This window comes from Dendronalium phyllosphericum CENA369 (assembly GCF_016056275.1).
Lineage (GTDB): Bacteria > Cyanobacteriota > Cyanobacteriia > Cyanobacteriales > Nostocaceae > Dendronalium > Dendronalium phyllosphericum.
On sequence record NZ_JAECZA010000291.1, the window covers coordinates 41670 to 57439 of the forward strand.

At 43.5% G+C, this 15770-nt stretch carries 8 protein-coding genes; 4 read left to right on the forward strand and 4 right to left on the reverse strand.

Going from position 1 to position 15770, the window contains the following annotated elements; genetic code table 11:
• Positions 1 to 29: 29 nt before the first annotated feature.
• Together I8752_RS33290 and I8752_RS33295 are read left to right on the forward strand one after the other, a co-directional pair.
• The gene (locus tag I8752_RS33290; RefSeq protein ID WP_214436443.1) at positions 30 to 788 is read left to right on the forward strand and encodes a Uma2 family endonuclease; all 759 of its coding nucleotides are present in this window, start codon (positions 30 to 32) and stop codon (positions 786 to 788) included.
• Between the two features lie 478 nt (positions 789 to 1266).
• A complete protein-coding gene (locus I8752_RS33295; RefSeq protein WP_214436444.1) occupies positions 1267 to 1926 on the forward strand; it encodes a hypothetical protein in 660 nt (219 codons plus the stop codon).
• A 287-nt stretch (positions 1927 to 2213) separates the two neighbouring features.
• Here I8752_RS33295 and glgA read toward each other — a convergent pair whose 3' ends face one another.
• Complete coding sequence (gene glgA / locus I8752_RS33300; protein WP_214436445.1) at positions 2214 to 3692, reverse strand: glycogen synthase GlgA; 1479 nt, start codon at positions 3690 to 3692, stop codon at positions 2214 to 2216.
• 322 nt (positions 3693 to 4014) lie between these two features.
• Here glgA and I8752_RS33305 point away from each other — a divergent pair, with 322 nt between their 5' ends.
• Complete coding sequence (locus I8752_RS33305) at positions 4015 to 8241, forward strand: ATP-binding protein (RefSeq protein WP_214436446.1); 4227 nt, start codon at positions 4015 to 4017, stop codon at positions 8239 to 8241.
• Positions 8242 to 8486: 245 nt separating this feature from the next.
• Here I8752_RS33305 and I8752_RS33310 read toward each other — a convergent pair whose 3' ends face one another.
• Positions 8487 to 13877 carry a translocation/assembly module TamB domain-containing protein gene (locus I8752_RS33310; protein ID WP_214436447.1) on the reverse strand — a complete coding sequence of 1797 codons (5391 nt, stop codon included), beginning with the start codon at positions 13875 to 13877 and terminating at the stop codon, positions 8487 to 8489.
• Between the two features lie 760 nt (positions 13878 to 14637).
• Between I8752_RS33310 and I8752_RS33315 the strand changes: the two genes are divergently transcribed.
• A complete protein-coding gene (locus I8752_RS33315) occupies positions 14638 to 14793 on the forward strand; it encodes a hypothetical protein (protein ID WP_214436448.1) in 156 nt (51 codons plus the stop codon).
• A 137-nt stretch (positions 14794 to 14930) separates the two neighbouring features.
• Here the strand turns inward: I8752_RS33315 and I8752_RS33320 are convergent, their stop codons facing one another.
• On the reverse strand, positions 14931 to 15299 hold the full coding sequence (locus tag I8752_RS33320) for a pentapeptide repeat-containing protein (protein WP_214436449.1): 369 nt from the start codon (positions 15297 to 15299) through the stop codon (positions 14931 to 14933).
• Entirely contained in the window at positions 15289 to 15603 is a 315-nt protein-coding gene (locus I8752_RS33325) for a hypothetical protein (protein ID WP_214436450.1), read from the reverse strand. Before I8752_RS33325 ends, I8752_RS33320 begins: the two co-directional genes overlap by 11 nt.
• Positions 15604 to 15770: the final 167 nt, after the last annotated feature.

Consider the following 15770-nt stretch of genomic DNA (forward strand, 5'->3'; position numbering starts at 1 on the left):
GAAACCATCGATTTTACCTCGTCTGCTTTATGTCAACTAATATTACTCAAAACGAGATCCCAACACCTTCTGTTCCAGACTGGGAACCTTCCCCGCCCCCACAGGATTTAATATTTGATGACGGAGAACCTTTGGAAAGTAACCGCCACCGCATTGCGATGAATGTTTTAATCCGGTCGTTGCAACAGATTTGGTCAGACCGCAATGACTACTTTGTTGGCGGTAATATGTTTGTTTACTATAGTAGTACTCAGGTGCGAAATCGGGATTTTAAAGGCCCGGATTTTTTTGTAGTTCTCAATGTTGAGGGAAATATGTCTCGTCAGGGCTGGGTTGTCTGGGATGAAGAGGGACGCTATCCTGATGTAATTGTCGAACTGATGTCCCCCTCGACAGCAAATGTGGACATTGGCAAGAAAAAAAATCTTTATGAAGAAGTTTTTAGAACTAGAGACTATTTTGTTTTTGACCCCTTTGAACCTAACTCTTTGCAAGGATGGCGATTGGATGTCAACTTTCGCTATCAGCCGATAGTTGCTAACGAGCAAGGTTGGTTGTGGTGCGAAACTTTAGGATTTTGGTTAGGAACTTGGTCGGGAACAATAGATCGAGAAACTGCCTCTTGGTTAAGATTTTATGACCGTGAAGCAAATTTAGTTTTATTACCAGAGGAAGCAGAGCGTCAACGAGCAGACGCAGAAAGTCAACGAGCAGACGCAGAACGCCAAAGGGCAGAACGTTTAGCTGCAAGATTGCGGGAGTTAGGAGAAAATCCCCAGGATATCTAACTAGTAATTTCCCACACATCTACAGGAGCGATCGCTCTTTATCAAACTTACACTAACTCAAGCTGTCAACAAGATGATTATCAACAGCTTGAGTTAGGTCACTATTTCTTAGGAATAACGTGCCTTGTATTTGGTTGATTTGCCCTACCAAATACATCTGGTCAACAATTCCTGCCACTATCCCACAATATTTTGTACTCTTATTTTCTGAAGTTGATGGTGTTGTGAGTGAAAAACCCCATCGATCTCATCACCTATCTACATTTTTATGGTACAATTGTACTAACAAGCTTTTTAATCCAGGCGATCGCTCTTAATTAAGGCAAGACCTACAAGCAAAATCTAATGTTCCAACCTCCGACAACAAGAGTGCCTAGAAACAGAGAGAAGTTTGAGTAGCGCCTTCCCACACTCAGAATTCAAAAGTAGCAAGTAGAGAGACATCGCCTTTTAGAAGACCCTAGATGAGATAAATACTATGATGACGCGCCTACAGGGTGTAATAACAGCCCCAGTTGACTCTCAATCTCACTTGAAGCACTATGTTGAACAAAAAGCTGATGCAACCAAAAGCATTAATACAGATAACCTTTCCTTTCAAACGCTTACTGAAGTCACTAAAACAATTTTGCTTCATGCCTTTTGGTTATCCGAGCAAAAACAAAATCTCTCTTTAAGAGACTACAAAAAACTACTTTGCGATCGAGGCTGGAAAGGAGAAGAAAAGAAGTATCTCAAGATTGCAGCAGCATTTAATAAGTTTTCCCCTCAAGATTTCACCCAAGTTGAGCCAAGAACCATATATCAGCTAGCGGAGAACAGCAATAAATATCAGCAAGTAATAGATAGACTACTAGACTTGAGCGAAATAACTCAAGAGGGTGTACGCTCCCTGATTAAAAAGCAGCAAACTCCTAGAAAAGCAAGACCTGAAAAACCTAGTATTTGGCGGCGGGTAAAGAATGGGAGGCGGTACTGTCAGATTCCGCCAATTCACGAACCTGCGGAACTGACTGGTACTACCTTGCAAAAAATGATGGATGAGGAAGGACTAACTGCCCAGCATATTGTGGCAGAGGCTATTGCTTTACGACAAGCTTATAAACAAGGACAGCTAGTACTAGCAACAAAGGACTAGTGTTTCGTAGGGTGCTTTATAGATGTAAGTCCTAACGCACCCTATTGGCGTGACTTTGAAGAAGAATTCAGGAGTCAGAATCAATTAGTGGGGAATTGAGACCCACCACTATATGAAACCTCGCTTTTGGCAGGGTGTGGCGCAACGGGTGTTGGGTGTAGTGTTTAACAGAATTGAATTTTAGTTGCGTCAAAGAAAAAACATCTTCTTAAGTCCCTACACCCTACACCCCACACCCCAAAGCCAGTTAGCTCCGGGGTTTGCGATTAACTTAGTGCCATTCGGATTTACCACTTGTGTTTTATCCAGTCGTAAATCTTGAGATATTCCGTCCCTGGAACATTCCAAGAGTAGTCGTATTTCATACCCACAACAGCTAGGTTGCGGAACTCTTCCAGATGCTGATACCACAAATCGATTGCCCGATCCATTGCTGACTCGAAAGCGCGTTCGTCGGTATGATAAAACACATAGCCATTGCGTTGTTCGGGTGGTACATTCTGGTCGTAGTCTCGGTCAAATACTGTATTCACCAGTCCACCAACACCGCGAACAATAGGTACAGTACCATACTTCAAGCCAATCATTTGAGTTAACCCACAAGGTTCGTAATTGCTGGGGACAATAATCATATCTGCCCCTGCATAAATTAGGTGGGATAATTCTTCATTGAAGCCTAATTCCAAATGGACATCGGGGTTGCTATTTAAAAATTGTTTTTCGTGCTGAAAATGAGCGTTGATTCCTGGTTCTGTTGCCGAACCTAGTAATACAAATTGCGCTCCTTTATTGAGAGCGTGATAAATGGCGTGATGAACGAGATGCACACCTTTTTGATGATCTAACCGACCGATGTAAGCAATGATTGGTTTATCGCCAGAGCGAAGCATGAGCCGCTCTTGCAAAGCTTTTTTGTTATATAATTTTTGTTCAAAATCATCGTGAGTGTAGTTAAAGGGTATATAGCGATCGATTTCTGGATTCCAAAAATCGTAATCGATACCATTGAGAACCCCACTGAATTTATCTTGATGCAAGTGCAAAGTATGCCCCAACCCACTACCAACATCAGTAGTACGAGCTTCCCAAGCATGGTTGGGTGAAACCGTGGTAACTGCATTAGAGTAAACAATACCCCCCTTCATAAAATTCAAGGCAAAGGGGTTAAAGTTGTCGCGCAACTTATCGTATTGAAAATAATAGGCTTCTTGATTTAAACCAGTTGCCAAAAGAGTATTTACACCATCTATTCCCTGATGCTTAAAGTTGTGAATGGTGTAACAAACTCTTTGATGCTCCATGCCATGATATTTATAAATCTCATTCAGCATGACTGGAACTAAACCTGTTTGCCAATCATGACAATGGATGATATCGGGTCGCTTATTACTTTGAAGTAGAAATTCTAAAGCTGCTTTGCTGAAGAATGCAAAGCGCATATTGTCGTCATCGCAACCATAATAGCAACCGCGATTGAAGAAATTCTCTTGGGAGTGGGGTTCAATGAAGAAACACACCCGTCCATGCACCCAACCACAGTACACAGAACAGTGAATCGCCGCGCCATACCAAGGTACTGACAAGTTGGTATAGGCATTATGCAGCCCCCAAATATGGTCGTAGCGCATACAATCATATTTGGGCAGAATCAGCTCTACAGTATTTCCCCGAATCTCTAATTCTCGACTCAGTCCGTAAACGACATCCCCTAAACCTCCTGCTTTAATTACAGGAGCGCATTCCGAGGCAATCTGTACAATGTACATTCCTAGTCCTCGCTTTACAAAACTTTATTTTAACTATATTTACTTTAGTAAGTGTTGGGTGATATTAACAACCCCCTTTGTGGTGTATTGCGGGGGTACTGAATTAGCAAGAGTTTACTTTTTCGTAGTGAATTACAATTTATATCTGGGGAGTAATAGACGCAAAAGACTATTATGCTGCCAAAATTGGTATATAAAAAGCTATTAACTTAGAAAATGTCAGACAAAGTTGTAACAGCATAAGCACTTTAGAAAGATTTGAACTATTAGTTGACCACTGCTTGAGCTTTGTAACAGAAGCATGACCAATGGGGAGGAACGAATGAAGAACGAGTCAACGTCAGCAAGTAACGCCGACGTAAATTTCCTTCTCGGCGGGGGTGAAATGGGTGCGCGGATGCGCGCCAAAGATTGGTCAAAAACATCACTGGGTTCGCCACACCAATGGCCGCAGAGCTTGAAAACGGCTGTACGGATTATGCTGACCTGCCGTCAACCGATGTTTGTTTGGTGGGGCGAGGAACTGATTAACCTCTACAATGATGCTTACAAAGCTATTGTTGGTGGCAAACATCCAGAAGCACTAGGACAACCAGCTTCATACGTGTGGCGGGAAATTTGGGATCAAGTCGCGCCTAGAGCAGAATCAGCAATGCTCAAAAATGAGGGCACATACGATGAAGCGTTGCTGCTAATTATGGAACGCAACGGCTATCCGGAGGAAACTTATTACACCTTTTCATATAGCCCAGTACCCAACGACCAAGGCGACACAGGTGGTATCATTTGTGCCAATACAGACGATACGCAGCGCATCGTCAGCGAACGCCAGTTGACATTATTGCGGGAACTGGCAACCAGAACGGCAGACGCACGGACATTTCATGAAGCCTGTACGCTTAGTGCCAACTGTCTGGAAACCAACCCTCACGATTTGCCTTTTGCAATGATTTATCTAGTCGATCCGGATAAGCAGCATGTTTTTTTAGCGGGAACTTGCGGGATCGAAGCAAATCATGTAGCAGTGCCAGAAATAGTAACTCTCGATTCTGATGCAGTTTGGCCTTTTACAGAAGTTATGAAAACGCATCAGCCAAAACTCATTTCCAATTTAGATACATGTTTTAGCAGTTTACCAACTGGTGTTTGGCAGCGATCGCCACATCAAGCGGTGGCTGTACCAATTGCCCCATCAGGACAGACGGGAAAAGCTGGTATAATAGTTGTGGGTTTGAACCCGTTCCGGCTGTATGATGACAATTATCAACGATTCATCAATTTAATCGCAGCTCAAATTGCAGCCAGCATCGCTAACGCCCAAGCTTATGAAGAAGAACGCAAACGCGCCGAAGCCTTAGCAGAAATAGATCGCGCTAAAACCGTCTTTTTTAACAACGTTAGCCACGAATTCCGTACCCCACTCACCCTGATGTTGGGGCCGCTAGAAGAAACCTTAACCAATTGTGCCACTCTGCTACCAGCCAACGATCGCCAGCAGTTAGAAATGGTACAACGCAACGGACACCGCCTACTAAAACTGGTCAACACTCTGCTAGACTTCTCGCGTATTGAAGCCGGACGCGTGCAAGCTTCCTACGAACCCACCGACCTTGCCACTTTCACCGCAGAACTCGCTAGTGTATTTCGTTCGACCATAGAACGAGCGGGAATGCAATTATTGGTTAACTGCCCTCCCCTACCCGCACCCGTGTATGTAGATCGAGAAATGTGGGAAAAGATCGTTCTTAACTTGCTCTCGAATGCATTCAAGTTTACCCTTACAGGAGAAATTGCAGTCAGCTTAGTGCAGTCAAGCGATCGTGTCGAGTTAGCAGTACGAGACACAGGAATCGGGATTCCAGCAGCAGAAATTCCTCACCTATTTGAACGATTTCACCGCGTCAAAGGAGCGCAAGGACGCACTTTTGAAGGATCGGGCATTGGGTTATCGCTGGTGCAAGAATTAGTACAGATGCACGGCGGTACAGTTCGAGTAACCAGCGTTATCAAAGAAGGCAGTTGCTTTACTGTGTCGATTCCTACCGGATCTGCTCATTTGCCATCAGAGCGCATTAATGCCGCTCGGACTTTAACTTCAACTGCCTTAGGCGTTACCCCTTATTTAGAAGAAGCTCAACGTTGGCTACCGGAAGAGATGACTGGGGACTGGAGACTAGGGACTAGGGAAGAATTTTCCCAATCCCCAATCTCCGCTCTCCAATACCCAATCCCCCGCATTCTCCTGGCTGATGACAATGCAGATATGCGCGATTATGTCAAGCGATTGTTAAGTCAAGATTATGAGGTGGAAGCGCTGCCGGATGGTTTATCTGCTTTATATTCTGCTCGTCAGCAACTCCCAGACTTGGTACTGAGCGATGTGATGATGCCAGGACTGGATGGCTTTGGGTTGCTGCAACAATTACGGGCCGATCCGCAAACTAGAAAAGTTCCAATTATCCTGCTGTCGGCACGAGCAGGGGAAGAAGCGCGGGTGGAAGGGTTAGAAGCAGGAGCTGATGATTATCTGATCAAACCATTCTCGGCCCGTGAATTGCTGGCGCGGGTAGAGGCAGCTTTAAAAATGGCTCGGTTGAGACAGCAGGCAATGCTCATAGAGCAAGGGTTAAGAAAGGAAGCAGAGGTTGCGAAAGCACACCTTGAGACTGTGCTAGCAGGTATCCAAGACCAGTTTTTAGTATTGGATCGGGAGTGGCGCTACACCTTTGCCAACGATCGCGTCACCGAAATTGTGGGCAAGCAAAAAGAAGAATTACTGGGTAAGAGTCTCTGGGAATTATTTCCCGATATAGTTGGAACTGATTTTGAGATGCAGGTTCGTCAGGCATTCGCCCACCAAACAATGGTTAGGTTTGAGTACTTTTACCCCACCTGGGATTGTTGGTTTGAGAATCGCGTTTACCCCTTTGCCGATGGTGTAAGCATTTTCGTTACAGATATTACTATCCGCAAGCAAGCAGAAGTCGCCCTGCGTCAAAGCGAAGAACGATTCCGCAACATGGCTGACAATGCTCCTGTGATGATTTGGCTGACTAACTCCAGTGGTTACTGCACCTACCTCAGCAAAAGCTGGTATGAATTTTCGGGACAGACGGAACAGACGGGTCTGGGCTTTGGATGGATAGATGCCATACATCCAGAGGATCGGGAATACACTAAGCAAAATTTTATCGAAGCTAACGATCGCAGCCAGGGCTTTCAGGTAGAGTATCGCTTACGCCGCAAAGATGGCGAATATCGCTTTTGCCTTGATGCTGCTAGCCCTTGGTTTGGGGTGGACGGTAAATACAAAGGTTACATCGGTTCAGTCATTGACATTACAGAACGCAAGCAAGCAGAAGCCGAACGCGATCGCCTCTTGGAACTCGAACAAGTTGCTAGAACCAACGCCGAACAAGCCAACCGAATTAAAGATGAATTTCTGGCGGTGCTGTCTCATGAATTGCGATCGCCTCTCAATCCCATTCTTGGTTGGGCAAAACTCTTGCAAACCCGCGACTTTGATTCTGACATGCAAAAGAAAGCTATTGCCACAATCGAGCGTAATGCTAAATTACAAGCTCAATTAATTGAAGATTTGCTCGATGTTTCTCGGATTTTGCAAGGCAAGCTCAACCTCAACATGTTTCCCGTCAACCTTGTAACTGTAATTGAGGCGGCATTAGATACAATGCGTTTGGCAGCAGAAGCTAAAAATATTCAAATTCAGACAACGCTAGATGCTGTTGGGCAAGTTTTAGGCGATTCCGGTCGTTTACAACAAGTAATCTGGAATTTGTTATCAAACGCCGTCAAATTCACTCCGGAAGGCGGAACAATTACTATTCACCTAAAGGGTATTGGTACTCAAGCTCAAATTACTGTCAGCGACACAGGCAAAGGCATCAGCCCTAAATTTCTACCTTATGTATTTGAATATTTTCGTCAGGCTGATAGCACTACAACTCGCACCTTTGGCGGCTTGGGTTTAGGATTAGCAATTGTCCGTCATCTAATTGAGCTACATGGCGGTACAGTGTGGGCAGAAAGTCTAGGAGAAGACAGAGGAGCTGCTTTTACAGTTAGATTACCGCTAATTCACAAAGAATTAACCCCAACAACAGACATGAATCTTGCAAACCCAAATACTGTGACTGATTCCATCTTGAGAGACATTCAAATCTTAGTCGTAGATGATGACACAGATACTCGTGATTTCTATACATTCATGCTAGAACTGGCTGGAGCCAGAGTGACTGCTGTAGAATCGGCAGCAGAAGCACTGCAAGCCTTGGCAGAGTCAGAACCAGATATTTTGCTGAGTGATATTGGAATGCCACAGACAGATGGCTATATGTTGATGCGCCAAGTCAAAGCATTGCAAGGAAATGGCAAACAGATTCCGGCGATCGCTTTAACTGCTTATGCTGGAGATATCAACCAGCAACAAGCCCTGAAAGCAGGGTTTCAAAAGCATTTGGCCAAACCCGTCGAACCAGAAGAGTTAGTTAAGGTCATTGCAACTTTAATTGGTAGAGCTATTGACTAAATACTAGATTATGATATGTAGCCGTAGCCATACCCTTGAAGACAGTATTGATTGCTCAAAGCCTTGAATTAACTGGGTTTCTACTCAGCACTCATATCATGTCCGCCTAAATAGTTACGATAAGAGTGACGCGGAGATGGGGAGACGCGGTGACGCGGGGAATTTTTAATTGTAAGTGATTTACCGGACATGATATCAGCACTCAGCACTCAGCACTTTTCTATAAAAATGCGCTTTCGCCTAAATTAAAATCTAGTCTCATAATTAAGTATGAGTTGACTGTCATTGTCCAAATTAGTTGAACCTCGCACTAAAATTTCATCATTTAGTCGATAGAGTACGTTGTAACGAAAAGACTCATTGGTAGAAAAAGCCCGCGATAAAGAAACAGACAAATTATTATTGACGTTAAACACACCTTCTGCTGACAAATCGAGAACTGAAGACCTTGATGATTGATTAGAGGCAGGGGTAGGAAATATACGAAATTCGTTAAAACCCACAGCCTGCCCGATCGCAGTAATAGTTCCTTGCAGACTGCCTAAAATAGTAGAACTGGCAAAATTAGTCAGCCCTTGTGCTGCATCTCCTCTTTGAGCGAAATTATTTAAAATGGAGCCACCCAATAACGCGACGATCTCTCCGCGACTACGGCTAGGTTCGCTTGTCAGTTCCAAATTATCGCTCAATTCGCTAGCTGGGCCTGTTGCCCTTGCCCGAACGCGAACGGTACGTAAAGTACCAAAGTCATTAGCAGAAATAGAAGCATCGCTGATTTCAGCAGACAAAGGAGATTCCAAAATTCGATTGCTCGTTGCCGATGCTTCAGGTACTATTGCCAACAGCCGTACATCCAAAGTCGGGTCAAGTCCTTGACTAGGAGTAAACCGCGCAGTTTGTTCGTAGCCCCGTTCTAGGGTGAACTCAGTTGTAAACAAGCTGATTCGGCCTCCTGTCAAACGAATCACTCCTTCAGGCAGTGGCTTGGCTAAAGTTCCATTGATAGTTAAGTCACCTTTGGCGTTAAAACTTAATATCGGCTGACTAAAGGCTGCTGCTCCAGGCACAAAACCCAGTAGTGACTGAGTAGTAACCTTGACATCATCGCCCAGAGTTAGCCGTAAATCTGCAAACTCTACAGGTAATTTGGGTGAAGTTGGCGCTGCGTTTGTGGTATTGGTGCTAGTCGCTGCTGTATTAGTATTATTACTTTCCTGTGCTGTATTTGCCGCAGTACTACTTCCCTGTGCTGCATTTGCAGCGTTATTAGCCTCTGCTAAAGTAACAGTGCGAGTATTACTTTCTGTTGAAGCTGCTGATTGTGAGGTAGCAGTGGCAGATTTTCCAATAATAACTTGACCATCACTGAGCTTAATCTCGCCACCAATTCGAGGTTTGAGTGCTGTTCCCCGAATTACAGCATCGCCGCTGACACCGCCTTGATATAATTCTGGAATTTGAAAATCCAGTTGTTTTTCAATTGATACTGTCAGAGGATTGGCTGCACCTTCCCCAGGAGTAAAAATCGGCAGGATTCCTGATGCAGTTATTTGCCCATTATTATAAACACCTTGAATACCTTCGACATTCAGCGTACTACCGTTAAATTGCACTTCTCCTGTGACATTTGTAAGTGGTTTAGATAACGCTTGAGCGCGAAAAGTAGCATTGTTAAGCGTGGCATTGCCGTTAATAATTGGCTGGTTGAGAGTACCTTGAACGTTAACGTCAACTTTTCCTTGACCGTCTACCCAACTAACTTGATTATTGGTAAACACATTTAACAGCGATAAACCTTCATTTTGCACGCTGGCGTTAACGCTGATTTGATTGCTATCTGGTTGCGCTGTCACAAATGGCAACGGCACGGGTACGCTACCTGTAATTGCAACTGGCTGTGTTCCTGTCAGCAGTAAATTGCTATCAAAATTCAGGCGCGCATCGTTGTAGTCAAATTTCAGTTGTCCTGTTTGTACGGGTTGCTTGTTTAAAGTCGCATTTGCTAGCGTCACTTGTCCGCCAACTTTTGGATCTTTTAAATTACCTGCTAGGTTGGCAACAGCATTTACTTGGCCTGTGATATCAACAGGGTATTTTTCGATAAAAGGTTGTAAAAGTGATAAAGGTAGACTAGCTACTTGCAACTGTCCGGATAGTTGTTCGGTTCCCAATTGTCCGGAAAAAGCTACTTGTCCTCCATCGATTCCAACAGTTAATGGCGAAAGTGTGACAATCCCATCTGCAAAATTGCCTCTAGCTATGACTGGATTAATAGAATATTCTCCCCATTGCCAGTTAGCACCTGCAAAATTAAAGCCAGCATTCAATCCAGACTTTAACGAGCCAGATGCTGTAATCGAGCCAGTTAAAGCACCTGTTAATTCTGCAAGGGTGGGTAAAGTTTCTGCCTTTTTCGTCTCTTGCTGCTGTTGTTGTGCTAGAGATGTTTGAACTTTTGAGAAATATTCTAACTGTGTTTGCAAATCTGCATTGGGCAATTTCACAGGCGTAGTGTTGAGTGCTTCTGCTCCCGCTAACGTTGGAGCCTCCAACCCGCCACCGAAGTCTCGAAAGTCGAAGATATTGAACGCTTGTAAAAGTCTTTCAATTCTGGTTTGATTAAAATCTGCTTGGACTTGAAATTTCGGGTCATTGCCTGTTTGCACATTTCCGCTGAGGGCAATAATGCTTTCTCCTAACCGCAGTTGACCGTTAGTCAAGTTAGCAGCCCCATCAGCATAATTGAAATTACCTCGAAATTCATCTGCTGAGACTCTGGCAATCCGAGGCTGGGCGATCGCAACGTTTCCGTCTACTGCATAATTGTTAAGATTAACAACTAAATTACCAGATAATTGTCCTCCGAGAGGTTTCAAGCGATTGTCTGGTAAAAAGCCACCAATTAAAGCGATGGGCAACTGTTGGGCGTTGACGATTAAGTTATCTCCTTCAGTTCTCCCGGTGCTAACTGCCTGACCGCGTTTGACTAAAAATGAAGTTGGGCGATAATCTGCACCCAAGTTAAGCGCTATTCTGTCTTGTCTGCCAGCAAGTTGCAGACTTGCCCCTTGTCCTCCTTGAAAATTCACATCGCCAGTTAAAACTGGGTCAAATGCCAAGTTACTAACATTAAACTTCCGCAGTCGGATATTGCCATTAGCTTGGGGAATTTCTGGAGTGCCTGTAACTTTGCCATTAAAATCAAGAAACCCTGATAATGCTATGTCTCCCGGAACTTTAACACCAGTATTGTTGAGGTTAAAATTCTGCGCTAGCACGTTCAAATTAAATCCGGCGATTTTGGGCGTACCCGTTTCTGGTAATTGTACTGCGATCGCACCATTCGCACTAACTCCGGGTGTTGTCGCCCGTTGGACGATAATCTGCTTGCCGTTCCATTGAAATTGGGCTGTCAATGGTTGCGCTAGCTGTGCTATCCCTTGGGGAGCGCGGATTTGTCCGGCAGCTCGAATATCTGCAAGCTGGAAAGATGCTGTTGTACCTGCCAACTGGACGTTACTATTCAGCCGTCCTGTTAGTTGTGGTGAGAAACGGTTGAGTTGGATTCGGGAAGCGTTGACAACTCCTTGCCAGCGACCAGCATTTAAATTAAAATCTCTGAGATTAACTGTACCTCCCGCTACGCTTAAGTTTGCTTGTGCTGTCGCTCGAATGGTTGCAGGTTGGAAAGAAGTAGTGCTGCCTGACAAGTTTGCTGAGGCACTATTTAAGACTCCTTGGAACTGGGGTGGAATCTGCTTAAAACGACTTAATTGTACTTGTCCGGTATTGACAAAAGCTTGCCAGCGTTGTTGTGCAATCTGACCTCTGGCTCTGATTGTACTGCCTGCGACATTTACAACAGCACTTGGAACTAGAATACTATTGCCTTGTTGAGCGATCGCAACTTGTCCCGTAGTCGGATAAGTGGCAGTGGGTGCTTGCACTTGCGTGACTGCCCGGAGGTTGCCCAAAGTGCCGGAAATCTGGGAATTTGCCGAGACAGTGCCAACTTTAATTGTGGATGAGGAATTGTTTGTTTTAGCAATTATATCCCCTGGTAAATTTTGTGCTTTCACATTAAACAACACGCTACCTTGAGGAGCCAGTTGCATTTGACCGCTTCCTACAATTTGCCCTCCGGCTGGTGGTTGGACTTGAACGCTAGCAACGTTCAGTGCCAAGGGCTGTTTGCCAAGTGAACCTGTAATTGCTGCCTTTGCTGAGACATTGCCAACGGTGATAGGTGGAGTAACGCCATAGCTGCGTGCCAGTACATCCCCTGACACGCCTTCAGCATCAATGTTAAAGTTGACTCGACCGCCTAGTTGAGCTTGACCGCTTCCTGTGATTTCGCCACCTGCGGCTGGGACTAATTTCAGACTGTTAACAGCAATTTCAGATGCAGCTTTAGATACACTCAAACGAAAATCGGTATTGACAGCTTGGAAAAGAATGCGATCGACTTGAATCGGTTTTATGTTACTTGCCGTACCGCTGAGAACTGGTTGCTGAAGCGGCCCTTGTACTTTGACATTTGCTCGTACTTCTCCAGCTGCTAAGACTGGTGATTTCACATTCAGCGTGTCTAAGAGATTTTTAGCTGTAACTGATTTTATCTGAGCTGAGAGGTTAAAACCTTTTTTAGTGTCGATCGCTCCATTTGCCAGTAGCGGAACTTTGCCAAAGTTCGTACTCAGATTATCTAAAGTAATTGTCTGACCTTGGAATGCCAATCTTCCATTAGAATTAGCAAACTTTTGGGGAAGATTGGGAATTTGGGCGGTGACTTGATTAGCGGTAGCCGTTCCTGTAATTGCTATTTCCGCAGGCTGAGTAGCTTGAATCTGAACTCCTAAGTCAGCATTTACTTGCCCTGCTTGTAAGGCAATTGGTAACTCAATTAACCGAGTAACATCAGATGCTTGGAGATTTTGTGCTGAAAGTTTGAGGTTAGTTTGTTGTGTTGGTAGTTGTGTTTCGCCAGCAATTTTAACTCCACCTCCTCTAGCGAGTTGCCCATTTATGTCATAATTAACCCCTTTGTTGTTAGGTAAAAACCGGGCAACACCACCAAATTCATTGATGACTACAGAACCTTTTGGTTTAGTTGGCGCGGGGGCTGGTAATAACTCTACTTTTCCATCAACAATTTTTAGTGTCTGCAACTGTGTTTGAATAGCACCTTGTCCCTCTTTTGACTTAACTTCAGTCCTAACCCAACGACCAGCGCGATCCTGTTGCAAGTACACGTTAGGCTGAACTAATGTCACATCTAATGGCAGCGTTCGGCTGAAGATAACTGGTAATAGCGAAAACTGCACGTCTATTGCTTTTGCTGTGACTCGGTCGGGATCTGTAGAAGTTGCTGGTATCAATAAAGAGCTAAATCTCAGACTAGAAAGCGAAAAACTTGTAACTCTCCCCACTTTTATTGGTCTTCCAAGCAATTGCTCCAGATTTTGCTCTACTAGCGGTGCTAAATCGTTATATACATAGTTTCTCGCCCACCAAACACCTGCGGCAATTCCTGCAAGCAAAAGCAAAATTAGAACAACACTAGTACGTCTTAAAAGGAGAAGCCACAAACGAGGATTAGATGGTTCTCTATCGTTGCCTGAGTTGGGAAGCGTCATTTTCTTTATCAGTACCGTTATCTGGAGTCAGCAAACAGACAGTTTGGTTGCATTTGCATCAGTAGACTATTAAGTTATGGTTTCACAAGATTATTTTTGACTCGATATTTAGTTTTTCTGTCTTGAAAATTGAAACCTTTGTTTAAAACATTGTGCTTTTTGACGCTGTTTAAAGTCAAGTATTAAATGTATTTATTCTCTGATTTACCTTTTAAAGCTCTATAGACATCCAAGTAGTTGCTTGACAAATTTTGTCTTTCTTGATTTGAGAAAAGTAATAGGTTACACATCTTTTCGCATAGTAGATGTATTACAAGCAACTATCTTTTGTAAACAATATTTATGTCTTTAGATAGATATGTATCTCATTGACTCAAGTTATTGCCAAATACAATAAACTGCACTTTTGTCAAGAAAATTATCTAAAAAGATTAGTAAGTGACTTACAAGAAATAAATCATCCAATGGCACATTTATGATGGTTCGTTAAAAAATCTTATTCGTAGCCTTGGTAAAATAACTCTACTAACCGCAATTAAAAAAAATTAATCCATATGACTTTTTCTAACTAATGATTACAAATTAAATTTTTTATTATTTTTAACTCATAACTATAAAGGTCTTTTTCAGACTGCATTTATTTGAAAAAAAGCTTAATTTAGACTTAGGATTAAACAAAATATTTCACCAAAAACTTTCTTAACATCCTCTTAGCCACACAAGTAGGATGTCATATTGATAATTTAGATTGAATAAAAATATGAATTACTGCCATTGTTGTTCTGGATTACTTTTAGCACATCTGCGTCGCTCTGAAGTTGTTTGGTTTTGTCGTCATTGCTGGCAAGATATGCCAGTCTTTACTAGACAAAAAATTAAGCTTTCTAACCCAGTTTATGATAGAGAAATTGTCTAAACACTCTCAAATCAGAATCGAGCAAAAGTTATAGCAAAGTGCTGAGTGTAGCTGCTGCTGTTTAGAAATCAGGAGCCATAATACACAATCCTCCTGATTTCTGGCTTGGTGAATTCTGACTTCTATCTTAAATTGACTTATAACTTCCGCATATTTCTACTAATGGGATCGAAACCTCTAGAAAAACGGGTGCTTTCATCGTAGTAAGCTCCACTGAGATCCGCTCCGTATAACTTGGTATTGTTAAGTTTAGCTCCCCGAAGATTGGCTTCATTTAGTTTTACACCGCTCAAATTAGCTCTGGTCAAATTTGCTTGAGCTAAGTTAGCTCTACTCAAATCTGCTCCCCAGAGCTTGGCTCTCGCTAGGTTAGCGCCACTCAAATTAGCTCCCCACAAATTAATTCCAGGCAAATAGGCTCCAATTAGCTTGGCTCTACTTAGGTTTGCTGCTGGAAAATATTTCTCTCCTGCGGCATAAAGTTTTTTCAGTACTTCAACATCCATGCGTTGTGTTAGCCTTCTTCAGTAATAAAGAAGTAATCTGTTGCCATTCCTGGCTTAATTCTCCTACAAACTCTGGCTGGCTACTGCGTCGATACCAGTAACGGGCATTACTCAAATCGCCCTCTTGGCGATGTAGGTAGGCATGAACCCAGGCACTATCAGCATCGCTGGCATTTTGAACTATGTCATGAGCTTTGCCCCAATCACCTTTTTTGTCGTACCACAGAGCTTGCAATGCTGTTGGCAATGTTTGAGGACACGAACGCTGTTTTTCAAGCAACCTCAAGAATTCTTCTATGTTCACGATCGCAACTCCACATCATATTAAACCCCCTACTTTTAAGATACTCCGCAGTTTGCTTGTAGGTGATGTTTAATTAAAATAGGACGCATTGACCAAGCCCTGTTGGGGCGGGGAACCCAGGCACTATCAGCATCGCTGGCATTTTGAACTATGTCATGAGCTTTGCC

What these genes read in the sequence shown, in the direction of transcription:
- I8752_RS33290 (WP_214436443.1), top strand. Translation starts at nt 30, where the DNA reads ATGTCAACTAATATTACTCAAAACGAGATCCCAACACCTTCTGTTCCA.
- I8752_RS33320 (WP_214436449.1), bottom strand. Translation starts at nt 15,299, where the DNA reads ATGGATGTTGAAGTACTGAAAAAACTTTATGCCGCAGGAGAGAAATAT.
- I8752_RS33315 (WP_214436448.1), top strand. Translation starts at nt 14,638, where the DNA reads ATGAATTACTGCCATTGTTGTTCTGGATTACTTTTAGCACATCTGCGT.
- I8752_RS33305 (WP_214436446.1), top strand. Translation starts at nt 4,015, where the DNA reads ATGAAGAACGAGTCAACGTCAGCAAGTAACGCCGACGTAAATTTCCTT.
- I8752_RS33295 (WP_214436444.1), top strand. Translation starts at nt 1,267, where the DNA reads ATGATGACGCGCCTACAGGGTGTAATAACAGCCCCAGTTGACTCTCAA.
- glgA (WP_214436445.1), bottom strand. Translation starts at nt 3,692, where the DNA reads ATGTACATTGTACAGATTGCCTCGGAATGCGCTCCTGTAATTAAAGCA.
- I8752_RS33310 (WP_214436447.1), bottom strand. Translation starts at nt 13,877, where the DNA reads ATGACGCTTCCCAACTCAGGCAACGATAGAGAACCATCTAATCCTCGT.